We start from the raw sequence: 23615 nt of genomic DNA, 5'->3' as shown, positions 1-23615 counted from the left end.
GGGAGAGGGAAAATCCCAGGCACGAACTATCAGAAGAACACAGGTGCTCCTGCTCTTACGCTGACCGAACCCACGATGCAGACCTTGGGAGCGCACCAGCGAGCGAATCGCCGGCCTGGCTCGCTCGTCAGGGAGCGAGCCAGGCCCACCGGTGCTGGCCCTACGCCGGAATCCGCGCGATCTGCGCTTCGCGCGCCCAGATGCGGTGCTGCTTCAGCGCCGCCTCCAGGGGCCCGAATACATCCGTCGCCGAAGCCCCCTGCACCACCCCCTCATCCGCCGGCAGGCCCAACTGGCCCGGCAGCGCCTTGGCGTCGCCGGCAAAAGCCAGCGGCTTGAGGTGCTTGTAGGCTTCGAGCAGGTAGTGCAGCGAGCGACCGTCGCCGCCCAGGGTCTGCACCGACTGTGCGCCGCCCGGCACGAACACCGCATCGAATACCACCGAAGGCAAGCCATCATAGCTGCCATGGGGAATCAGCTCCGTGCCGCTGTCCGCCGTCACCGGCGCGGCGCTGGGGCCGATCAGCTTGGCGCTGGCGCCGGCGTTCTGCAGTGCGTCGATGAGGTCGTTCACGTCACTCTCGCTGACACCATCGGCAATCAGGATGGCCACCTTGCGTGAACGGATATCGCCGGACAGCAGGTTCGCCTGGCTGAGCGCCGGGGACGTCTGCGGCTGCGGCACAGCGGTCGGTTGCGCGGTGACTTTCACCCCGATCTGGCTGGCGACCCGTTGCGCCAGGTCCGGCGAGATGTTCACCAGGATCTCGTTGACCTCGCGCTCGCGGATCGACATGCGCTCCACCTTCGACAGCTCGAAGGCGTAGGCGGACACCACGTGCCCCTGCTCCGCCTCGCTCAGGCTCTGGTAGAACAGCGCGGCCTGGCTGAAGTGGTCGGCGAAGGAATCGGCGCGCACGCGCACCTTCGACCCCGCCACCGGTTCGTGGTAGCTGGCGAAGCCGCCCTGGCGCGCCGCAGCCGGGGTTTCCTTCGGCCAGCCGTTGTCGATGGAGTTGGGCTCATAGGACGCGCGCCCCTTGTGGATCATGTGCTGGTGCAGGCCGTCGCGCTGGTTGTTGTGGAACGGGCACAGCGGCTGGTTGATCGGGATCTGGTTGAAGTTCGGGCCGCCCAGGCGCAGCAACTGCGTGTCGGTGTAGGAGAACAGCCGGCCCTGCAGCAGCGGGTCGTTACTGAAGTCGATGCCGGGCACGATGTGGCCGGGGTGGAAGGCGGCCTGTTCGGTCTCGGCGAAGAAGTTGTCCGGGTTGCGGTTGAGCACCATGCGCCCGAGCAGCTTCACCGGCACCCGTTCCTCGGGCACCAGCTTGGTCGGGTCGAGCAGATCGAAGTCGAACTGGTCGGCATCGGCCTCGGGAATCACCTGCACGCCCAGCTCCCACTCGGGATAGTCGCCACTCTCGATGTCCTCCCACAGCTTGCGGCGGTGGATGTCCGGGTCCTTGCCGGCGAGCTTCTGCGCCTCGTCCCAGACCAGCGAGCAGACGCCGGCCTTGGGCTTCCAGTGGAACTTCACCAGCGAGCTTTCGCCCGCCGCGTTGATCAGCCGGAAGGTGTGCACGCCGAAGCCCTGCATGTGCCGCAGGGAAATCGGAATGGCACGGTCGGACATGGCCCAGGTGACCATATGCGCCGATTCCGGCGTCAGCGAGACGAAGTCCCAGAAGGTGTCGTGGGCCGAGGCGCCGGTGGGGATTTCGTTGTGCGGCTCGGGCTTCACCGCGTGGACGAAGTCGGGGAACTTGATGGCGTCCTGGATGAAGAACACCGGCATGTTGTTGCCCACCAGGTCGTAGTTGCCCTCATCGGTGTAGAACTTCACCGCGAAGCCGCGCACGTCGCGCACCGTATCCGCCGAGCCGCGCGGGCCCTGCACGGTGGAGAAGCGCACGAACACCGGGGTCTGCTTGCCGGCCTTGCCGAGGAAGGACGCCTTGGTCAGCGCGCTCCAGTCGTCATAGGACTCGAAGTAGCCATGGGCAGCCGTGCCGCGCGCGTGGACGATGCGCTCGGGGATCCGCTCGTGGTCGAAGTGGGTGATTTTCTCGCGCAGGATGAAATCTTCCAGCAGCGAAGGCCCGCGGTCACCGGCGCGCAGGCTGTTCTGGTTGTCGGCGATGCGCACGTTGGTGTTGGTGGTCAGGGCTTCGCCGGTGGAGTCCTCGCGGTAGCGCTCCAGTTGCTCGATCTTCTCGCTGGTGTTGCCACGGTCGGTGGTGCCGGTGCCTGCCAGTTCGCTCTGCTTGCCGGGGGTCTGTGCCATGAAGCGTTCTCCTCGTCACGGATGATCGACGGCTCGCTGGCCGCCTCGTACCTATCCCTTGGGACAGGACCGGTCGTCGGAGTTCAGGCTTTTTTCCAAGCGGTAAGGCAGGCGACAGGAACCCCGAGGGCATTTCCTCGGGGTTCTTGTGCTCGAAGCGGCTCAGCGCGCCAGGAACGGCGGCGGCGCGTCGATCACCCCGGTCTCGTTGACGTACTGCTTGTAGTGTTCGATCAGCGCTTCCAGTTTCGCCGGTTCGCTCTTGGCCAGATCCTGCGTCTCGCCGGGGTCGCGGGCGAGATCATAGAGCTGCCAGGTCGCCGGGCCGACCGGCGCGGGCAGGTACACGGCCTTCCAGTCGCCCTGGCGAATCGCGCGCATGCCGAAGAGCTCCCAGCCGGTGACGGTGTTTTCGTCATGGGTCTGTTCGGTCTCACCCGACAGCCAGCCCAGCCAGGACTTGCCGCGCACCTCCGCCACCTCGCGGCCGCGCCACTGCCTGCCCGGATGCCGCACGCCGGCGAGGTCGAGAATGGTCGGGGTGATGTCCATCACCGTGGAGAACGAATGGCTGATCTCGCCCTGGCGTTGCAGCGCCGGGTAGCGCACCAGCGCCGGCACGCGGATACCGCCCTGGGTGGTAAAGGCCTTGTACAGCCGCGACGGTGCAGTGGCCGCCTGGGCCCAGCGCGGGCCGTACCAGATGTAGGAGTTGGCGCGGCCGATGTTTTCCAGGCTGTTGTCGTAGTGCTGGTCGAGGAAGCTCAGCAAGTCCGGCCCGAAGCGCGGGAAGGCTTCCAGCAGCGCACCCTCGGCGCCATTGTCGGACATGAACAGGACGAAGGTATTGTCCAGTTCGCCCTGCTGGCGCAGGTACTCGACGACGCGGCCGACGTTCCAGTCCAGGCGCTCGACCATTGCCGCGTAGACCTCCATGGCCCGTGCGGACCTGGCCCTCTCCTCATTGCTGAGCTGGGCCCACTCCTTGCTGATCGCCAGCACCGGGTGCGCCTTCACGTCAGCATCGATCAAGCCCAGTTGCCTGAGTCGTTCCAGACGCTCCAGGCGCAGCGCTTCGGGGCCGGCGTCGTAGCGGCCCTTGTACTTGTCGACCACCTCCTTGGGGGCCTGCAGCGGCCAGTGCGGAGCGGAGAACGGCAGGTAGGCGAAGAACGGACGGTTCTGGTCACGCTCCTTCAGGTACTGGATCAATTTGTCGCCGAAGGCATCGGAGGAATAGAAGTCCGCCGGCAGTTCCTCGACGAACCGGTCGTCCTCGACGTAGAGCGCCGGCGTGCTCTTGAGGATGCGCGGCGTGCTGTCGTCGTACGGCGGCTCGAAACCGTAGTGGTTGGCAGCGCCGGGCAACAGCGAGAAGGAGCGCTCGAATCCACGCGCATGGGGCGCCTGTTCCAGCTTCAGGCCCAGGTGCCATTTGCCGGACAGCAGCGTCTGGTAGCCCGCCTCGCGCAGTAGTTCGGGCAGCGCCACGACGCGGTCGTTGAGGTAGCCCTCGTAGCCCGGCTTGCCCTCCAGCTCCGGGGTCAGCGCCTCGGCCATGGTGCCGATGCCGGCGATGTGGTGGTCGGTGCCGGTGAGCAGCATCGAGCGTGTCGGCGAGCAGGTCGGCGCGGTGTGGAAGTCGGTCAGGCGCAGGCCGTCGAGGGCCAGGGCGTCCAGGTGCGGCGTGGCGATCTCGCCGCCGAAGGCGCCAAGGTCGGAGAAGCCGAGGTCGTCGGCGACGATGACGAGGAAGTTGGGGCGTTTGCTCATGGTCGGACTCGTTCAAGGATAATGATGGATAGGTGCGACTGTACTTTTCCGGGACTTCCTGCCAACGACTCCCCTCTCCCCCCGCCCTCTCCCTGAAGGGAGAGGGTTAGGGAGAGGGGCTCTTGCCTTCAGCAGGCAAGAAACTCGAACGGCAGGTCTTCCACCCGCTTGAGCTGCGGCGCGACGTAGTCACCCTCGCCCGTCAACTCGTGCAGCAGCGCCTCGCGCTGGCGCAGGAAGTCGTAGCCGCCGCGCTCACGCGGGTGCGCCAGCGGCACCTCGACGATGCGCTTGATGCGCCCCGGGCGCGGCGCCATCACCACGACCCGGTCGGCGAGGAACAGCGCCTCCTCCACGTCATGGGTCACCAGCACGGTGGTGATCCGCTCGCGCTGGCGGATGCGCAGCAGTTCTTCCTGCAATTGCTGGCGGGTCAGGGCGTCCAGCGCGCCGAAAGGTTCGTCCAGCAGCAGGATGCGCGGGCTGGCCACCAGGCCGCGGGCGATCGCCACGCGCTGCGCCATGCCGCCGGACAGCTGGTGCGGGTAGGCACGGGCGAACGCGGTCAGGCCCACCAGTTGCAGATAGTCCGCTACCCTGGCGGCCTTGCCGGTCTCGCTCAGCGGCTCGTTGACCAGCCCGAGGGCGACGTTCTGCTCCACGTTCAGCCAGGGGAACAGGCGGTGCTCCTGGAATACGATGCCGCGCTCGCCGCCGATGCCGTCTATGGGCGCACCGTCGATGTGGATCTCACCCTGGAACTCGCGGTCCAGCCCCACCAGCAGGCGCAGCAGCGTGGACTTGCCACAACCACTGGCGCCAACGATGGCGATGAACTCGCCGTCGGCGATCTCCAGGTCGAAACGTTCGATGGCCTGCAGCTCGCGACCGTCCACGGGGAAACTCTTGGCGACCTGGCGAAAGCTCACCAGCGCCTGGGATGCGAAAGCGTTCATGCGTGTCTCCAGCGCGTCACCCGCGCTTCGATGCGCTGGCCGAGTGCGGCCAGCAGGGCTCCGGTGAGGCCGACCAGCAACATGCCGGCGCCGACCAGGTCCATGCGGAAGAGTTGTTGCGCGCCGATCATGAGGCTGCCGATGCCACCGTCCGAGGGCATGAAGTACTCGGCGCCGATGGTGCCGAGCCAGGCGTAGATCAGCGCCAGGCGCACCCCGGCGAATACCGAGGGCGCGGCCCCTGGCAGGACCAGCCGGCGCAGGCGTTGCCAGGGCGAGAGGCGCAGCGCGATGGCCGCCTCGGTCAGTTGCGCCGGCAGGCTGGCGATGCCGCGCTGGGTCGCCAGCAGCAACGGGAAGAACGCGGCAAGGCCGACGAACACCACTTTTGCCAGTTCACCCAGGCCGAACCAGGCAGTGAGCAGCGGCACCCAGGCGAAGATCGCCACCTGCCGCAGCGCCGCGAAGGACGGGCCCAGCAGTCTTTCCGCCGGGCGCCACAAGCCCAGGCCGAGCCCGAGCAGGAAGCCCAGCGAGCCGCCCAGCAGCAAGCCGGCGAGCGTGCGTTGCAGGCTTGCCAGCAGCGCGATGGTCAGACTGTTGTCCAGCAGGCCGTCCCATAGCGCGACGGCCACCGACGCGGGGCTGGCGAGAATCGCCGGATCGACCCACTCCAGCGAGCTCGCCACCTGCCAGATCGCCAGCAGGACCAGTGGCAGCAGCCAGGGTTGCAGGCGCTCCCAGCCCTGCCCCGCTGTTCTCCTGCGGAACTCGCCCGCAGCCTGCTGCGGCCAGCGCACCAGCCTCCGGTCAACCGCCTGGATGCCACGGTCCATGGCCGCACCCACCAGGCCGATGACGAGGATGCAGACGAAGACGATATCGAGCATGAACAACTGGCGCGCCTGCACCATCAGGTAGCCGATGCCTTCGCTGGAGGCGAGCAGCTCCACGGCCAGCAGCGAGGTCCAGCCCTGCGCCAGGGCCAGGCGCACACCGGTGAGGAAAGCCGGCAGCGCCGCCGGCAAGATCAGCCGCCACAGCAACAGCCGGCGCGGCAGTCGCAGAACGGCGGCGGCCTCGTGCAGGCGTGGCTGGGCATCGCGCACGCCGACCAGGGTGTGCAGCGTCACCGGCACGATGATGGCCTTGATCAGCACCACCAGCTTGAGCAGCTCGCCGATGCCGAAGAACAGCATGAACAGCGGAATCCAGGCCAGGGTCGGGACCTGCGCCAGGGCACTGAAGGTGGGCAGCACCAGACGCTCGGCGCGGCGGCTGAAGCCGAGCCAGGCGCCCAGTGCCAGCCCGCTGAGGATGCCGGCCAGCAGGCCCCAGAGCAGACGCTTCAAACTGATGCCCAACTGCTGCCAGAGCTCGCCGGCCAGGAGTTCGCGGCCGGCCTGCAGCACCAGTTCGGGCATGGGCAGGATTTGCGCGGACATCCAGTGTCGATGGCTGGCCGTCCACCACAGCACCGTGACGGCCAGCGGCACCAGCCACGGCAACAACGGTTCGAGCCCATGCCAGCCGAAGGTAGAGGGCCCCAGGCGGGGGCTGGGAAGAGCAAGGCGATAGGGCTTCGTAATATTCTTCATAGGAATATAAATAGTTATATCAATGCATTTAAGAGCTAACACAGGGCATTTAAGGGAAGGCCCAGACGCTGATCCAATGCATTCGCCGAATATTTTTTATGCCCTCCGGGCATCGGCCCGCGAAGCCGTGTGGCTGCTTGCTTAGCTCGAATAATTACTAAAAAATCACTTTTTATTATTTTGTTGATGGGCAGCCCCGTGCCTTTAGTGCGGGCGCCGGAGCCACACGCGCTCCCTACTGCAGGAGGCAGGCGCCATGAAGGCCCTCACCCATCAATTGCTCTCCCTCTTCGCTGCGCCAGTGCTGGCGGGTCTGTTTGGCGCCTATCCGCTGATCGCCCAGGCCGCCGAGCCGGTGAAGGAAATCCGCATCGCCGTGCCCGACGTCAGCGCCGGGCAGAACCATTCCAGCGGAGGCGTGGCGGATATCCTCTACACCCACCAGCTGTTGGAGAAGGAATTCGCCGCTGACGGCATCCAGGTCAAATGGAGTTTCTTCAAGGGTGCCGGGCCGGTGGTCAACGAGGCCTTCGCCAATGGCCAGGTGGACTTCGCCTACCTGGGCGATCTTGCCGCGATCATCGGCAAGTCCAGCGGCCTGGACAGCCGCGTGCTGGCCGCCACCGCGCGCGGTGTGAACCATTACCTGGGCGTGCAGCCGGGCTCGGGGATCAAATCCCTGGCCGACCTGAAGGGCAAGCGCGTGGGCATCTTCCGTGGTACCGCCAGCCAGCTGTCGTTCGACAACGCGCTGGCCAGTGCCGGCCTGTCGGAGAAGGACCTGAAGGTGATCAACCTCGACTTCAGCGCCGCCCTCGCCGCTCTCGCCGCCAGGCAGATCGACGCCACCTGGGGCCTGGCGGGCCTGTTCGCCCTGCGTGACAAGGGTCTGGCGGAAATCCCGCTGAGCACCCATGACCTCGGCGGCGCCGGGACCCTGCAGGCGCTGCTGGTGGGCAACGGCGAGTTCGTCGACGCCCACCCGGACATCGTCGAGCGCCTGCTCAAGGTACAACTGCAGGCCGTGCAATGGGCCAGTGCCGAGGCCAATCGCGATGCGTACATCGACCTGATATCCAAGCAGGCCAACTACCCTGCCGTGATCTTCAAGAGCGAATACCAGGGCCGCCCGCTGCTGGAGGTGCTGTCGCCCAAGCTGGACGCTGACTTCCTCGGCCGCTTGGACGGATCGATCACGGCAGCGAAGTCCTACGGACTGATCCGCCGCGACTTTAAGGCCGCCGATTGGGCCAACCCGGCGCTACAGGACGCAGCGAGCCGCCAGCTCGCCGGGCAACCAGTGGCGGCGATTCAGTAAGTGAGTTCACAGCAATCACGGACAGAGTCCGTTCCTTCCTGATACCTCAGCGCTTGGGTCGCCCTCCCCTTGGCCCGCTCCTTCCGGGAGAGGGCCAGGGTGATCAGCACGTGCCACGTCCACCTGTAGGAGCCAGCTTGCTCGCGAACCGCTTGGCGCTGGAGTCGCCGTGGCGAATGTTCACGAGCCGGCTCGCTCCTGCATGAAAAGCCCCTCCCCGCGTCTTTGCGCATTTCTGATATCGCCCCACCCCGCGCCCTTCGTACCTTCTGCCTGCCCGCCGTACCTGACGGCGAGCGCGTGCATCCCATAAAACAACAAGAAGGGCCCGCTCCATGACTCCACGCATCCAGGCGCCTGCACCCGTCGCCGATTTCCCTTGCCCACTGCGCTTCGGCGCTCGCGGCTGACTGCTGTTCGATTCCCCATCATTCACAGGCAAGGGACAACCATCATGCTCAAACAAGGCGTACTTCGCTGGCCCCAGATCGCCGGGCTCGGCATTTCACTGGTCATCGCCGGACAGTTCTCCGGCTGGAACTACGGCCTGGCCAGCAGCGGCTGGGCCAACATGCTCGTCGCCACCCTGCTGATGGCCGTGCTCTGCGGCGGCCTGGCACTGTGCGTGTGCGAACTCTCCACTGCCAGGCCCCACGCCGGCGGCGTATTCGCCTATGCACAACTGGCCTTCGGCCCCTTCGTCGGTTACCTGGTCGGCGCCGCCTGCGCGCTGGCGCTCACCATCGGCACCGGCGCGGCGGCCAACTTCCTCGCCGCCTACATGGAATCGGTCTTCGGCTTCGGCGGCTGGCCGGTGCGCATCGGCCTGTTCGCGGTGATCATCGGCATCCATATCATCGGCGTGGGTGAAGCCCTCGGGCTGACCCTGCTGGCCGGCGCAGTGGCCGCCATCGCGCTGCTGGCCTTCGGCGGGGCCATGCTGCCCCACGTGCACTGGGAGAATCTGCTGGCTACATCCGGCGACGCACTGCCGGGCGTGAGCATCTCCGGCGTGTTTGCCTGCGTGCCGTTCGCGATCTGGATGTTCATCTGCCTGGAGCAGGTCGCCTCCGCTGCCGAGGAAGCCGCCGACCCGGGCCGCAGCATGCCGCGCGGGATCATCGCCGCCGTCGGCACCCTGCTGCTGACCGCCCTGACCGTGGTGATCAGCGCACCGGGCGCAGCCGGCATAGCGGTGATCGGCAATGCCGGTGATCCGCTGTACGCCGCCATGACCCACGGCGGACTCTACGGCGAGCGCGACTGGCTCCCGCTGCTGGTCGGTTCCGGCGCCGTGTGCGGCCTGCTGGCCACCTTCTTCTCGGTGGTGTTCTCCGCCTCCCGCCAACTGTTCGCCCTGGCTCGCGACGGCTTCTTCCCCGCCGCTCTCGCCCGCACCAACCGTCGTGGCTCGCCCTACGTGGCCCTGCTGGTGCTGACCTTGATCGGCCTGCCACTGACCCTGGTGCCGCCGGAAAAACTCCTGCTGTGCATCGTCCTGTTGCTGGGCAGTTGCCACCTGGTGCTGTTCGCCGCCTACCTGCGCCTGCACCGCTCCCGGCCCGGTCTGGTGCGTCCCTTCCGCCTGCGCGGCGGCCCGCTCGTGGCCAGCGTCGGCATGCTGCTGACCCTGGTGGTGATCGCTGCCTGCTTCCAGCTGGAAGTGGCCATGCTCAGCGCCCTGGCCCTGGTGGTCGCCGCCCTCATCCTCAACTACCTGCTGCGCGCCGCGAGCCGCGCCGGCAAGCCCCTGGAGAATGCCGAAAATGTCTGAAGCAAACCTGCTGCAACGCCGCCACCAGGTCATGGGCGATGCCTCGCCACTGTTCTACGACGAGCCGCTGGAGCTGGTGAAGGGTGAAGGCGTCTGGCTGACCGACGCTGCCGGCAAACGCTACCTGGACTGCTACAACAACGTGCCCTGCGTCGGTCACTGCCACCCCAGGGTGGTGGCGGCCATGGCCGAACAGGCGGCGACGCTGAACATCCATACCCGCTATCTCAACGAGCGGGTGGTGCGCTACGCCGAGAGCCTCACCGCGACCTTCGCCGAGCCCCTGGACAGCCTGATGTTCACCTGCACCGGCAGCGAAGCCAACGAACTGGCCCTGCGCATGGCGCGCTTCGCCACCGGCAACAAGGGTGTGATCGTCAGCGACTACAACTACCACGGCAACACCACTTCGCTGGCGGCGGTGACCACCGCGCTGCCCAGCTCGGAGCCGTTCTCGGTCCATGCGCGGGCCGTGCCGATTCCCTGCCTGTACCACGCCGACGGCACGCCCGAGCAGGTCGCCGACCGCTACGTTGCCAAGGTCGCCGAGGCCATCGCCGAGCTGCAGGTAGCAGGCGTCGGCCTGGCGGCGATGCTGATCGATACCCTGTTCGCCAACGAAGGCATTCCGCGCCTGCCGGCCGGCTACCTGGAGCGCGTGGCGAAGCTGGTGCGCGAGGCCGGCGGCCTGCTGATCGCTGACGAAGTGCAATCGGGCTTCGCCCGCACCGGTGATCACCTGTGGGGCCACCAGTCGCACCCGCTGGTGCCGGACATCGTCACCCTCGGCAAACCCATGGGCAACGGCTTCCCCCTGGCAGGCGTGGTAACCAACCGCGAGCGCGTCGAAACCTTCGGCCGCGCCAACCTGTACTTCAATACCTTCGGCGGCTCGCCCGTGGCCGCGGCCGTCGGCCAGGCGGTGCTCGACGTGATCGCAGAAGAGGACCTGCAAGGCAACGCCCGGCGCCAGGGCGCGAAGCTCAGCACCGAGCTGCACCGCCTCGCCGAGCGCCATTCGATCATCGGCGACGTGCGCGGCCAGGGCCTGTTCTTCGCCGTGGAGCTGGTGCGTGACCGCGCCAGCCGCGAGCCGGCCGGGCTCGAAGCGCGGCGCATCGTCAACGCCATGCGCCAGCGCGGCGTGCTGATCAGCAAGATCGGCGCTGACGACAACATCCTCAAGATCCGTCCGCCGCTGGTGTTCGAAGCCGAGCACGGCGAGCGCTTCATCGACACCCTGGACCAGGTCCTGGGCGAGCTCTGAGGCCATACCGATGGAGAGAATGCCCATGACTGATTTCTCGATGCTGGAACACCACCAGCAGATCGCCTGCCTGCGTGAACTGGCACTGGAGGCCCTGCGCCAGTGGGACGGCGACTTCGTCGGCCTGGAACTGCTCAAGTACCGCGAGAACGCCGTGTTCTGCGCCACCCGCAGCGACGGCACCCGTAGCGCCCTGCGCGTGCACCGTGGCGGCTACCACAGCGAAGCCGCGCTGCGTTCCGAACTGACCTGGATGGAGCAACTGGCCGCGGGCGGCATCGGTGTACCGAGCATCATCCGTACCCGCAACGGCGAACACCTGGCCGAAGTGCGCAGCGCCGCACTGCAGGAGCCGCGCTTCGTCGACATGCTCGGCTGGCTTGGCGGCAGCACGCTGGGCTCCGCCGAACAGGGGCTGAGCGCCGATGGCGACATCGAGGCGCTGTTCCATCAGGCCGGTGCCGTGGCCGCGCGCATCCACCTGAACTCGGCCCAGTGGCGCCAGCCCAACGAGTTCACCCGGCACGCCTGGGACGAAGAAGGGCTGGTGGGCGCCAACCCGTTCTGGGGGCGTTTCTGGGAGCTGGACCTGCTCAGCTCAGAGCAGCGCGACCTGCTGCAGAGCGCCCGCCAGGAAGCGCGTCTGGACCTGCGCCGCTACGGCCGCACCTTAAGCAACTTCGGCATGATCCACGCCGACCTGGTGCCGGAGAACCTGCTGCTCGAGGGCGGCCAATTGCAGCTGATCGATTTCGACGATGCCGGCTTCGGCTGGCACATGTTCGAGTTGGCCACCGCGCTGTACTTCTGCCTGGACGATCCGCGCCTGGCGCAGATCCAGGCGGCGCTACTGGCCGGCTACAACGCGGACAAGCCGCTTTCCGCCGCCGACCGCGCCGCCCTGCCGCTGTTCCTGGCCCTGCGCGGCACGACCTACCTGGGCTGGGTGCACACCCGGCGCAACAGCGAAACCGCGCGGGAACTGGCCCCCATGCTGGTCGAACGCGCCTGTACACTGGCCGCCGCCTACCTCGCCAGCCGCTGAAACTGGCAGAGCGCCGCAACACCCTGGCGCGCAGGCACAACTCTGCGCGCCAGCACTGACCGATACTCGGCGCACCACCGAGGTAGACCGCCATGACCGGCATAGCCCGCCACCAGGCAACCGACTCCGATGAACTGGCCTGCGCCCTCGCCGGCTGGAGCCAGGACTACACCCAGCTCGGCCACGGCCGCCTGCAGGCGGAACTACTGCATGTACAGTTGCCCGACGCTTCGCTGATCTATGAACACTCCAACCTGCACCTGCACGAGAACATGGCGCCGCCCGCCGGCCACCTGGTGATCGGCATTCCCCTGCGCGCCAGCGACGATTCGCGCTTCAACGGCCAGGCCCTGCACGACGACACCCTGCTGGTGCTCGAAGGCGGCCGCGAGCTGGAAATCTGCGCCGCCGGGGAAATCCACATGCTCGGCCTGACCTTCAGCCAGCCACAGCTGGAACGCCTGCTCGGTGCCGAAGAGCGCGAGCTGTTCGAGCGCGCCCTCTTGCAGCGCCGCCTGCAACTCTCGGCCAGCGGAGCGGGTGAACTGCGCCGGAGCCTGTGCGACGCCATCGCCGCCTTCGAAGACGAACCCTGGCGCACCGAAGACCCGCAGCAGGCCGGCCACGCCGTTGCCCTGGTGCTCAGCCATGTATTGCAGGCCCTGGAGGAAATCCTCCCCGGTCATGACCGCGAGGGCGCGCCGCGCTCGCTGCAGCAGCACCGCCGCCTGGTGCTGGCGGCCATCGAGCGCATGCAGGCGGACCTCTCCGAGCCGCTGTCGCTGCTGGAACTGAGCCAGAGCCTGAACACCAGCCAGCGCACCCTGCAGTACTGCTTCCGGCAGATCTGCCAGAGCACGCCGCAGCAGTTCTTCCTCAGCCTGCGCCTCGCCGAGGCGCGCCGCCGGCTCAAGCAGGAGCCGCAGCAGAGCATCACGAACCTGGCACTGGACCTGGGGTTTGCCAGCTCCAGCCATTTTTCGGCCTTGTACAAGCGCCTGTATGCGGAACAGCCTTCCGTAATCTCCCGCGCACGCTGATCGGCTTTACCTGTAGGAGCGAGCTTGCTCGCGAACAAACTCACCGGCAGCTCCCGATTCAATCGGGTTCGCGAGCATGCTCGCTCCTACGAAAGCACCATCGTCCGATCTGGCAACCACACCCAATCACTTGGCAGACAGGAGCAACGGCACAACGCCAGCCCTTACTTAGCATCGGCAGAAGTCACATCCCCTCAATCGACAATAACGAAACGGATGCCTTCACCATGACCCACGCCGCCGTGCTGCGCCCCACCCTGCTCGCCCTGCTCATCGCCGGGGCCAGTTCCGCCAGCGCCTACGAGTTGTATGCGACCGACGACACGCACCTGAACGCCGACCTCTCGGCGACTTTCGGGCTGTTCCACAGCCAGGAGCGCTACAACATGACTGGCACGCTGGATGAAGGCTCGTCCTCCTGGCAGGAAGGCTTCATCAAGTACGGCCTGAGCGGCGACCAGAAGCTCGGCGGCGCGGGCACCGCCTATGGCGCGTTCAACCTGCTCAGTTCCGGTACCTGGGACGACGGCGACGCCGCCGGTTTCAGCGACGGCTCCGAACGCACCACCAAGATCGAGGACGCCTACGCCGGCTGGCGTTCGGCCGGGCTGTTCCCGGTGCTGGGCGAGGACGGCATCGACCTGTCCTTCGGCCGCCAGAACATCGTGGTCGGCGATGGCTTCCTGATCGACGGCGACGCCCTGAACATGGGCAAGGGCCTGGCGGACGGCGAGTACAACCGTGGCGGCGCCTATTACCTGGCAGCGCGCCGCGCCTTCGACGAGACCGCCGTGCTGCGCATCGGCGGCAAGGAAGGCTGGCGCGGCGACCTGATGCGTCTGAAATCCGACAACCGCGCCCAGGCCAACTCCGAGCTGTACGTCGCCACCCTGGAACACGTTGCCCCGGAAGCGACCTTCGGCCTGACCTACATCGACGTCACCGACATCGACGAGCGCTACGCCTCGCCCATCCAGCTCGACCGCAAGGACATGAAGACCTACAGCCTGCGCGGCACCGGCAACGCCGGCGTGGAGAACCTGTTCCTCTCCGGCGAATACGCCTGGCAGGACAGGCGCGACGCCCAGTACTCCGACGACACCGCAAACGCCTGGTACCTCGAAGCCGGCTGGACCTTCTCCGACATCGCCTGGAAGCCCTATGTCAGCTACCGCTTCAGCCGCTTCTCGGAAGGCTACGACACGCTCTTCTACGGCTTCAGCCGTGGCTTCGGCACCTGGTTCCAGGGCGAGGTGGCGGGCAACTACTCCGGCCCCTTCAACAACAACACCCGCGTGCACAACCTCGGCGCCAAGGTCACCCCGCTGGAGAACCTCTCCATCGGCGCGCAGTACTTCGACTTCCACACCCTGGACACCGACCTGGGCAACACCGACGGCCGCGAGCTGGACCTTTACGCCGAGTGGGCGATCAACGAGCACCTGGTGATCATCCCGCTGGTGGGTCTGTACCAGCCGAAGAAGAGCGCGGCCGAAGGCGGCACCCAGATCGGCAACGACAACAGCAACCTCTACAGCCAGCTGCTGTTCTCGACCACCTTCTAAGGCCAGACGACCTCGACTGCCTGTGACAGACCCCGGCACGACCCGATCAAGCGCGACACCGCGACGTCATCCGGACCATCCCGATCCGGCGCAGCAGGCCGCCAGCGCCAGTCGTTCACTGAACGACCTGGCAGGCGGCGGCACGGGGGGTGAAACCGTCGGGCGCCCGACTCAGATGTCGCTGCAGCGCGGGGTCTGGCGCAGGTACTTGACGCTGTGCTGCGCGCCCTGGGAGTCCAGGTAGACCATGGTGGCCTGGCTGACTTCGCAGCGCTCATTGGGTTGGGAAATGCTCAGCACCTTGGCCACGTCCAGCGGCATGCCGTAGTGGTAGACAACGGCATCATCGGCGAAGGCGGTGAAGGACAGCAGCAAGGCAGGGACGGCAAAGAGTGCGGCAAGAGTGGATTTCATGGCAGGAACCTCAGGGATCACGCGGGTCGCGTCGCTCGTGGCCCACTGCCATAAATCTAGCTGATCGGACCTTTCCTACACAGATCGAGTTCGACAATGCATTTCTGCGAATCGCGCAACAATGGCCGCTTGCAAACGCCCCTTCCCGGTGATTGTCACGAGCGACAGCTGATTGGGGGACGGAGCGCTTCGCAGGAGAGCGGCCGGCGTGCCTCGTCGTCGGATGGCGTGGGGCGCAGCGATACCCATCACATCGACGCACGATCTCGGGCATCGCTGCGTGTTCCCGATCACGGGCATGGCTCCCGCTGCGGGCCGGGCTTCCCGCCGCCGATCAGATCGGCGGCGCCGAGCGCAGCATCACCGACTTCAGGGCGAACGCCGACTTGATTCCCGCCACGCCGGGAATCTGCGTCAGCGTGTTGGTGAGGAACAGCTGGTACGCCGACAGGTCCTTCACCACCACCCGCAGCATGTAGTCGGCGTCGCCGGTCATCTGGAAGCAGCTCATCACCTGCGGCGCCTGGACGATGCGTTCTTCGAACCGGGCAAGGTAGTCGCCGGTCTGTTTTTCCAGGGACACCGAGACGAACACGCTCATGCCGCCGGACAGGCGCTCCTCGTCCAGCCGGGCGAAGTAACCCTGGATGTAGTGCTCCTCCTCCAGGCGGCGCACCCGGCGCAAGGTCGGGGTCAGCGACAGGCCGATGTTCTGCGCCAGGTCACGCCAGGAGAGCCGGCCATCGTCGGCCAGGGCGCGGAGGATTTTCAGGTCGGTGCGGTCCAGTTCAGCCATTTTTCCTCAGTACTACGGACGGTCGTTTTTATAGTTCAAACACACTAATCCGTAAGCTCAGACCTAGTCAATTTGGAGCAAAAAACCAATCGGTCACACCTATACTGAAACCACAACTACAACAACCGAGGACCTCACCATGAGTGATGTCACCACCCGCTGCGCAACCCTGCGCGGCACCCGCACCGTAGCCTTACCCGGCCGGGTGCGCCCGCCAGGCATGGCCGCTTCCGTTCGCTGATCCACACCCCACGATCACAACTGGAGACCCGCCATGACCGACTACGCTCCGCTACGCCTGCACGTCCCGGAACCCACCGGGCGCCCGGGCTGCAAGACCGACTTCTCCTACCTGCACCTCTCGCCCGCCGGCGAAGTGCGCAAGCCCGCCATCGACGTCGAACCCGCCCAGACCACCGACCTGGCCTTCAGCCTGGTGCGCGTGCTCGACGAGGACGGCCACGCCGTCGGCCCCTGGGCTCCGGACCTGAGCCACGAGCAGCTGCTGCGCGGCATGCGCCTGATGCTCAAGACGCGCATCTTCGACGCGCGCATGCTCACCGCCCAGCGCCAGAAGAAGATGTCCTTCTACATGCAGTGCCTGGGCGAAGAAGCCATCGCCACCGCCCACACCATGGCGTTGCGCGATGGCGACATGACCTTCCCGACCTACCGTCAGCAAGGCATCCTGATCACCCGCGACTACCCGCTGAAAGACATGATCTGCCAGCTGCTCTCCAACGAGCAGGACCCGCTCAAGGGCCGCCAGCTGCCGATCATGTACTCCAGCCGCGAGAAGGGCTTCTTCTCGATTTCCGGCAACCTCGCCACCCAGTTCATCCAGGCCGTCGGCTGGGGCATGGCCTCGGCGATCAAGGGCGACACGCGAATTTCCTCGGCCTGGATCGGCGACGGCGCCACCGCCGAATCCGACTTCCACACCGCCCTCACCTTCGCCCACGTCTACCGCGCGCCGGTGATCCTCAACGTGGTCAACAACCAGTGGGCGATCTCCACTTTCCAGGCCATCGCTGGCGGTGAAGGCACCACCTTCGCCAACCGTGGTGTGGGTTGCGGCATCGCCTCCCTGCGGGTGGACGGCAACGACTTCCTGGCCGTCTACGCCGCCTCGCAGTGGGCCGCCGAGCGCGCCCGTCGCGGCCACGGCCCGAGCCTGATCGAATGGGTCACCTACCGCGCAGGCCCGCATTCCACATCGGACGACCCGTCCAAGTACCGCCCCGCCGACGACTGGACCAACTTCCCCCTGGGCGACCCGATCGCCCGCCTGAAGCAGCACCTGATCGGCCTCGGCATCTGGTCCGATGACCAGCACGAAGCGCTGAAGAAGGAACTGGAAGCCGAAGTGATCGCCGCGCAGAAAGAAGCCGAACGCCACGGCTCGCTGGTGGACGGCCACGTGTTCAGCGCCGCCAACCTGTTCGACGACGTCTACAAGGACCTGCCGGAACACCTGCGCCGGCAGCGCCAGGAGCTTGGGGTATGAATGCCATGAACCCGCAACACGAGAACGCCCAGGCGGTCACCAGCATGACCATGATCCAGGCGCTGCGCTCGGCGATGGACGTGATGCTCGAGCGCGACGACAACGTCGTGGTGTTCGGCCAGGACGTCGGCTACTTCGGCGGCGTGTTCCGCTGCACCGAGGGCCTGCAGAAGAAGTACGGCACCTCGCGGGTGTTCGATGCGCCGATCTCCGAGAGCGGCATCATCGGCGCCGCCGTCGGCATGGGCGCCTACGGCCTGCGCCCGGTGGTGGAAATCCAGTTCGCCGACTACGTCTACCCGGCCACCGACCAGCTGGTCTCGGAAGCCGCACGCATCCGCTACCGCTCGGTCAACGACTTCACCGTGCCCATGGTCGTGCGCATGCCCTGCGGCGGCGGTATCTACGGCGGTCAAACCCACAGCCAGAGCCCGGAGGCGATGTTCACCCAGGTCTGCGGCCTGCGCACCGTCATGCCGTCCAACCCGTACGACGCCAAGGGCCTGCTGATCGCCTGCATCGAGAACGACGACCCGGTGATCTTCCTCGAACCCAAGCGCCTGTATAACGGCCCGTTCGACGGCCACCACGACCGCCCGGTGACGCCGTGGTCCAAGCACCCGGCCAGCCAGGTGCCGGAGGGCTACTACAGCGTGCCGCTGGACAAGGCCGCCATCGCCCGCCCCGGTTCCGAGCTCACCGTGCTGACCTACGGCACCACCGTCTACGTCGCCCAGACTGCCGCCGAGGAAACCGGCATCGATGCCGAGATCATCGACCTGCGCAGCCTCTGGCCGCTGGACCTGGACACCATCGTCGAGTCGGTGAAGAAGACCGGCCGCTGCGTCATCGTCCACGAGGCCACCCGCACCTGCGGCTACGGCGCCGAGCTGATGTCGCTGGTCCAGGAAAACTGCTTCCACCATCTCGAAGCCCCCATCGCACGCGTGACTGGCTGGGACACCCCCTACCCGCACGCCCAGGAATGGGACTACTTCCCGGGGCCCGCGCGTGTCGGCGCGGCCTTCAAGCGCGCCATGGAGGTCTGAATGGGCACTCACGTCATCAAGATGCCGGACATCGGCGAAGGTATCGCCGAAGTCGAGCTGGTGGAGTGGCATGTCCAGGTCGGCGACGAGGTCCATGAGGACCAGCTGCTGGCGGAAGTCATGACCGACAAGGCCACCGTGGAAATCCCCTCGCCGGTGGCCGGCAGGATCATCGCCCTGGGCGGCGTCCCCGGCCAGGTCATGGCCGTGGGCGGCGAGCTGATCCGCCTGGAGGTGGAAGGCCACGGCAACCATCGCGAAGCCGCGCAGCCCAAGCCCCACGAAGAAGCGCCTGCAGTGAAGCCGGAAGCCAAGCCCGCTCCCATCGCCGAAGCCCCCGGGCCGGCACCGCGCGCCGAGAACAAGCCGGTTGCCCCGGCCGCCCGCCCCGCCCCGACACCGGCCCCGCGCCGCGCACCGGGCGAGAAGCCGCTGGCCTCGCCGGCCGTGCGCCAGCGCGCCCGCGACCTGGGGGTGGAATTGCAGTTCGTGCAGGGCAGCGGCCCGGCCGGGCGCATCCTCCACGACGATCTGGAGCATTATCTGGAACACGGCGGCGCTACCATTGCCTCCGGCTATGCCGCACGCCACGACGAGCACCAGATCCCGGTGATCGGCCTGCGCCGCATGATCGCGAAGAAGATGGCCGAGGCCAAGCGGCGCATCCCGCACTTCAGCTACGTCGAGGAAATCGACGTCACCGACCTCGAAGCGCTGCGCGTGCACCTCAACGGCAAGCACGCTGCGGCCCGCGGCAAGCTCACCCTGCTGCCTTTCATCGCTCGCGCCATGGTCGTCGCCCTGCGCGACTTCCCGCAGCTCAACGCGCGCTATGACGACGAAGCCGACGTGATCACCCGCTACGGTGCGGTGCACCTGGGCGTCGCCACCCAGAGCGATAACGGCCTGATGGTGCCGGTGCTGCGCAACGCCGAGTCCCGCGACCTGTGGGGCAACGCCGCGGAAGTGGCACGCCTGGCCGAGGCTGCGCGACACGGCAAGGCCAGCCGCGAAGAACTCTCCGGCTCGACCATCACCCTGAGCAGCCTCGGCGCGCTCGGCGGCATCGTCAGCACGCCGGTGATCAACCATCCGGAGGTTGCCATCGTCGGGGTCAACCGCATGGTCGAGCGACCCATGGTGATCAACGGCCAGATCGTAGTGCGCAAGATGATGAACCTGTCCTCGTCCTTCGATCACCGGGTGGTCGACGGCATGGATGCGGCGGCCTTCATCCAGGCCGTGCGCGCCCTGCTCGAACATCCCGCCACCCTGTTCATCGATTGATAGCCGGAGCGCTGACGTGAAACAGAACCAGACTCTCGAAACCACCCTGCTGGTGATCGGTGGCGGCCCCGGCGGCTACGTTGCGGCGATCCGCGCCGGCCAGCTGGGCATCCGTACCGTGCTGGTGGAAGGCGCCTCCCTGGGCGGCACCTGCCTGAACATCGGCTGCATCCCCTCCAAGGCGCTGATCCACGCCGCCGAGGAATACCTCAAGGCCCGCGAGTTCGCCGGCACCTCGCCGCTGGGCATCAGCGTGCAGGCGCCGAGCATCGACATCCAGCGCACCGTGGAATGGAAGGACGGCATCGTCGACCGCCTGACCACCGGCGTCGCTGCGCTGCTGAAGAAGCACGGCGTGACCGTGGTGAACGGTTGGGCGAAGATCGTCGATGGCAAGACCGTGGAGGTCGATCTCACCGAAGGCGGCACCCAGCATATCCACACCGAACACCTGCTGCTGGCGGCCGGTTCGAAATCCGTCGAGCTGCCGTTCCTGCCGGTGGGCGGCAACGTGATTACCTCCACCGAAGCCCTGGCACCCAAGGCGCTGCCCAAGCGCCTCGCCGTGGTCGGCGGCGGCTACATCGGCCTGGAGCTGGGCATCGCCTACCGCAAGCTGGGCGTCGAAGTGACGGTGGTGGAAGCGCAGCCGCGCATCCTGCCGACCTACGACGAAGAACTGACCAAGCCGGTCGCCAATTCCCTGCGCAAGCTCGGCATCGAGCTATACCTGGGCCACAGCGTCATGGGCCTGGAGCCGGACGGCAAAGGCCTGCGCGTGCAGGATGGCGCGGGCTCGCAACGGGTGATCGAGACCGACCAGGTGCTGGTTGCCGTTGGCCGTCACCCCAACACCGCCGGCTGGAACCTCGACACCCTGCGCCTGGACATGAACGGCCGCGCCGTGAAGATCGACGACCAGTGCCGTACCTCCATGCGCGATGTCTGGGCTATCGGCGACATCGCCGGCGAGCCCATGCTGGCCCACCGCGCCATGGCCCAGGGCGAGATGGTTGCCGAGATCATCGCCGGCAAGCGCCGCGCCTTCACCCCCACGGCTATCCCGGCAGTGTGCTTCACCGATCCGGAAGTGGTGGTGGTCGGGCTGTCGCCCGAGCAGGCGCAGGCGGCCGGCTACCCGGTATTGACGGCGAACTTCCCGTTCGCCGCCAACGGCCGCGCCATGACCCTGGAGTCCAGCGACGGCTTCGTCCGCGTGGTGGCGCACCAGGACAACCACCTGATCCTCGGCTGGCAGGCCGTGGGCAAGGCGGTGTCGGAGCTGTCCACCGCCTTCGTGCAGTCGCTGGAAATGGGCGCCTGCCTGGAAGACATCGCCGGCACCATCCACGCCCACCCGACCCTCGGCGAAGCGGTGCAGGAAGCTGCCCTGCGCGCGCTGGGGCATGCCTTGCACGTCTGAAGCCTGACGTTCCCCTCCTGACCCGCCGATTGGCGGGTCTTTTTTTGTCGGTCGGCTTTTCGTAGGACCGAGGGGACGCCTAGTCCCTGCTCGCGAACCCGTGGCCCGTGCGGCGTAGATCGTTCGCGAGCAAGCTCGCTCCTACAGGGGATTGGCTGCTTGGAAATTCTCGACGGTCTTGAACCGATCGCGGACGGAGTCGGCTCCTACCCACGGTCGATCACCGCACGGATTATGGATTTCCAGGCTTTCCGAATCACGCGTGCAACCGATGAATTCCTCGACGTTCCCTGCGCATTAATCACTTTCATTGGATTTTCGCCGCAAGGTGTCTTGAACCTCACTCACATTGACCAAATTAACTATTTGGTACATTTTGCTCCAACAGGCCTTTCCATCACGGCCATACAAGAACAACGGAGCCCCTTCTCATGTCCCACACCCTGCTCGTGCTCAACGGGCCGAACCTCAATCTGCTCGGCACTCGCGAGCCTGCCACCTACGGCCATGAAACCCTCGACGACATCGCCGCGCTTTGCCACCGCACCGGCGCCGAGAACGGCCTGGAGATCGAGTTCCGCCAGACCAACCACGAAGGCCAACTGATCGACTGGATCCACCAGGCGCGCGGTCGCTGCTTCGGCATCCTGGTCAACCCGGCCGCCTGGACCCACATGTCGGTGGCTATCCGCGATGCGCTCGCTGCCGTGGAACTGCCGGTGATCGAAGTGCACCTGTCCAACGTCCACAAACGCGAGGAGTTCCGCCACCATTCGTTCGTTTCCGGCGTTGCCGTGGGCGTCATCGCAGGGCTCGGCAGCGACGGCTACCGCGCCGGCATCCAGCACTTCGCCAAGCTGCTTGAGGGTGAACGCCATGCATGACTACCGCACAGTGCTGGCCGGCCTGATCGGCGCCGGCATCCAGGCTTCGCGTACGCCTGCCCTGCACGAACGCGAGGGCGACGCCCAGGGACTGCGCTATCTCTACCGGCTGATCGACCTGGATACCCTCGGTGTCGATGCCGGCGCCCTGCCCGACCTGCTCGCTGCCGCGGAGCGCATGGGCTACACCGGGCTGAACATCACCTTTCCCTGCAAGCAAGCGGTCATTCCTCTGTTGCACGAGCTGTCGGATGAGGCGCGGGGCATCGGCGCGGTGAATACCGTGGTGCTGCGCGAGGGCAAGCGGATCGGCCACAACACCGACTGCCTGGGCTTTGCCGAAGGTTTCCGGCGCAACCTCAGCGATGCGCCGCGCGAGCGCGTGGTGCAGCTTGGCGCCGGTGGCGCGGGCGCTGCGGTCGCCCATGCGCTACTCAGCGAAGGCGTGCAGCAGCTGTCCCTGTTCGAAGTGGACGCTGCCCGCGCCCAGGCGCTGGTGGACAACCTCAACGCGCATTTCGGCGGGCAGCGCGCGCGGGTCGGTCATGACCTGGCCGGCGCGGTCGCCGAAGCGGACGGACTGGTCAACACCACGCCCGTGGGCATGGCCAAGCTGCCCGGCGCGCCGCTGCCGCTGGAGCTGCTGCACCCAGGCCTGTGGGTCGCGGAGATCATCTACTTCCCGCTGGAAACCGAGCTGCTCAGGCACGCCCGCAGCCTCGGCTGCCGCACGCTGGATGGCGGCAACATGGCGGTGTTCCAGGCGGTGAAGGCGTTCGAGCTGTTCAGTGGCGTGGAGGCGAACCCCGAAAGGATGCTGGCGCATTTCGCCGCGATGTAATTTCACAACCAGCGTCTCCTGTAGGAGCGAGCTCGCTCGCGAACAACTTTCGCTCCAGATCCGAATCCGGTTACGGCTGCACGTACCGTAAAACCGCCTCGACGATCATCTCCTTGTGCCGCGCCTTCACCGCCGCATCGTCCAGCTCGATCTGGAACAACGAACCGACGGTGTGCCGGTTGGATACCCGATAGAAGCAGAACGAGCTGATCAGCATGTGCACGTCGATGGCCTGCAGGCCGTTGCGGAAAACACCGCAGGCGGCGCCGCGCGCGAGGATGTCCTCGATGGTGCGCAGGATGTTGCTGTTCATCGAGCGGATCGATTCGGAGCCTGCGGCGAACTGGCCATAGTGGATATTCTCGATGCAGACGATGCGCACGAAATCGACGTTGCGGTCGTGGTGATCGAAGGTGAAATCCACCAGCCGGCGCATGGCCTCCAGCGGTTCCAGTTCAGCCAGGTGCAGGGTCTGCTCGGTGCCGCGGATGTCGCCGTAGAGCTTCTCCAGCACTGCCTGGTAGAGCTGTTCCTTGCTGCCGAAGTAGTAGTAGATCATCCGCTTCGAGGTGTTCATGCGCTCGGCGATGGCATCGACCCGCGCGCCGGAAAGCCCCTGCTGGACGAACTCGACGATGGCCGCCTGGAGGATGTCCTCGCGGGTTTTCTCCGGGTTGTTCTTGCGGCCCCGGCGAGCGGTTTCGGCGGGAATCGGCTGGGTAGCGCTGTCGGTCATGGCTCGGCATCGTCTGGCAGGCGCCCAATGGCGCCTGCTTGGCTGAAGGGATGCG

General features: G+C 66.5%; 19 protein-coding genes. 12 read left to right on the top strand and 7 right to left on the bottom strand.

What is annotated here, in order from left to right:
- Positions 1-160: 160 nt before the first annotated feature.
- The 4 genes from katE to C167_RS0111005 all read right to left on the bottom strand — a co-directional run bounded on the left by katE (position 161) and on the right by C167_RS0111005 (position 6614).
- Positions 161-2287, bottom strand: coding sequence for a catalase HPII (gene katE / locus C167_RS0111020; protein ID WP_017518334.1), 2127 nt, complete (start codon positions 2285-2287; stop codon positions 161-163).
- Between the two features lie 162 nt (positions 2288-2449).
- Positions 2450-4060 carry an arylsulfatase gene (locus tag C167_RS0111015; RefSeq protein ID WP_017518333.1) on the bottom strand — a complete coding sequence of 537 codons (1611 nt, stop codon included), beginning with the start codon at positions 4058-4060 and terminating at the stop codon, positions 2450-2452.
- 128 nt (positions 4061-4188) lie between these two features.
- Complete coding sequence (locus C167_RS0111010) at positions 4189-5016, bottom strand: ABC transporter ATP-binding protein (RefSeq protein WP_017518332.1); 828 nt, start codon at positions 5014-5016, stop codon at positions 4189-4191.
- Positions 5013-6614, bottom strand: coding sequence for an ABC transporter permease (locus C167_RS0111005; protein ID WP_026078955.1), 1602 nt, complete (start codon positions 6612-6614; stop codon positions 5013-5015). Before C167_RS0111005 ends, C167_RS0111010 begins: the two co-directional genes overlap by 4 nt.
- A gap of 256 nt (positions 6615-6870) precedes the next feature.
- On the opposite strand from C167_RS0111005, the gene C167_RS0111000 reads away from it, so the two are divergent.
- The 6 genes from C167_RS0111000 (at position 6871) to C167_RS0110970 (ending at position 14623) form a co-directional block, all read left to right on the top strand.
- Positions 6871-7932, top strand: coding sequence for an ABC transporter substrate-binding protein (locus C167_RS0111000; protein ID WP_017518330.1), 1062 nt, complete (start codon positions 6871-6873; stop codon positions 7930-7932).
- Between the two features lie 454 nt (positions 7933-8386).
- On the top strand, positions 8387-9706 hold the full coding sequence (locus C167_RS0110990) for an amino acid permease (RefSeq protein ID WP_017518328.1): 1320 nt from the start codon (positions 8387-8389) through the stop codon (positions 9704-9706).
- The gene (locus tag C167_RS0110985) at positions 9699-10973 is read left to right on the top strand and encodes an aspartate aminotransferase family protein (RefSeq protein ID WP_017518327.1); all 1275 of its coding nucleotides are present in this window, start codon (positions 9699-9701) and stop codon (positions 10971-10973) included. The genes C167_RS0110990 and C167_RS0110985 overlap by 8 nt, the downstream gene beginning before the upstream one ends.
- Before the next feature lie 25 nt (positions 10974-10998).
- Positions 10999-12018 carry a phosphotransferase enzyme family protein gene (locus C167_RS0110980; protein ID WP_017518326.1) on the top strand — a complete coding sequence of 340 codons (1020 nt, stop codon included), beginning with the start codon at positions 10999-11001 and terminating at the stop codon, positions 12016-12018.
- Between the two features lie 92 nt (positions 12019-12110).
- Positions 12111-13058: a helix-turn-helix domain-containing protein gene (locus C167_RS0110975; RefSeq protein ID WP_017518325.1), complete on the top strand. Its 948-nt coding sequence runs from the start codon at positions 12111-12113 to the stop codon at positions 13056-13058.
- Between the two features lie 227 nt (positions 13059-13285).
- A complete protein-coding gene (locus C167_RS0110970; RefSeq protein ID WP_017518324.1) occupies positions 13286-14623 on the top strand; it encodes a hypothetical protein in 1338 nt (445 codons plus the stop codon).
- A gap of 171 nt (positions 14624-14794) precedes the next feature.
- On the opposite strand, the gene C167_RS0110965 is transcribed toward C167_RS0110970, so the two are convergent.
- Both C167_RS0110965 and C167_RS0110960 read right to left on the bottom strand, forming a co-directional pair.
- Positions 14795-15037, bottom strand: a complete 243-nt coding sequence (locus C167_RS0110965) for a DUF2790 domain-containing protein (protein WP_017518323.1) — start codon at positions 15035-15037, stop codon at positions 14795-14797.
- Between the two features lie 334 nt (positions 15038-15371).
- Positions 15372-15833 carry an Lrp/AsnC family transcriptional regulator gene (locus C167_RS0110960; RefSeq protein ID WP_017518322.1) on the bottom strand — a complete coding sequence of 154 codons (462 nt, stop codon included), beginning with the start codon at positions 15831-15833 and terminating at the stop codon, positions 15372-15374.
- Positions 15834-16107: 274 nt separating this feature from the next.
- Between C167_RS0110960 and C167_RS0110955 the strand changes: the two genes are divergently transcribed.
- The 6 genes from C167_RS0110955 (at position 16108) to C167_RS0110930 (ending at position 22824) form a co-directional block, all read left to right on the top strand.
- A complete protein-coding gene (locus C167_RS0110955) occupies positions 16108-17340 on the top strand; it encodes a 3-methyl-2-oxobutanoate dehydrogenase (2-methylpropanoyl-transferring) subunit alpha (protein ID WP_017518321.1) in 1233 nt (410 codons plus the stop codon).
- Complete coding sequence (locus C167_RS0110950; RefSeq protein WP_017518320.1) at positions 17337-18389, top strand: alpha-ketoacid dehydrogenase subunit beta; 1053 nt, start codon at positions 17337-17339, stop codon at positions 18387-18389. Before C167_RS0110955 ends, C167_RS0110950 begins: the two co-directional genes overlap by 4 nt.
- Positions 18390-19676 carry a dihydrolipoamide acetyltransferase family protein gene (locus C167_RS0110945; RefSeq protein ID WP_017518319.1) on the top strand — a complete coding sequence of 429 codons (1287 nt, stop codon included), beginning with the start codon at positions 18390-18392 and terminating at the stop codon, positions 19674-19676.
- Between the two features lie 16 nt (positions 19677-19692).
- Complete coding sequence (gene lpdA, locus C167_RS0110940; protein WP_017518318.1) at positions 19693-21099, top strand: dihydrolipoyl dehydrogenase; 1407 nt, start codon at positions 19693-19695, stop codon at positions 21097-21099.
- 431 nt (positions 21100-21530) lie between these two features.
- Positions 21531-21983 (top strand): type II 3-dehydroquinate dehydratase, encoded by a 453-nt coding sequence (gene aroQ / locus C167_RS0110935; protein ID WP_017518317.1) that lies wholly within the window; start codon positions 21531-21533, stop codon positions 21981-21983.
- Positions 21976-22824, top strand: coding sequence for a shikimate dehydrogenase (locus C167_RS0110930; protein WP_017518316.1), 849 nt, complete (start codon positions 21976-21978; stop codon positions 22822-22824). Before aroQ ends, C167_RS0110930 begins: the two co-directional genes overlap by 8 nt.
- Before the next feature lie 70 nt (positions 22825-22894).
- Here the strand turns inward: C167_RS0110930 and C167_RS0110925 are convergent, their stop codons facing one another.
- A complete protein-coding gene (locus tag C167_RS0110925; protein ID WP_017518315.1) occupies positions 22895-23560 on the bottom strand; it encodes a TetR family transcriptional regulator in 666 nt (221 codons plus the stop codon).
- Positions 23561-23615 lie beyond the last annotated feature (55 nt).

It is taken from the genome of Pseudomonas nitroreducens TX1 (assembly GCF_000313755.1).
GTDB classification, from domain to species: domain Bacteria; phylum Pseudomonadota; class Gammaproteobacteria; order Pseudomonadales; family Pseudomonadaceae; genus Pseudomonas; species Pseudomonas nitroreducens_A.
The sequence above is the reverse complement of the archived record's forward strand: the minus strand, read 5'-3'. Positions and strand labels throughout refer to the sequence as shown.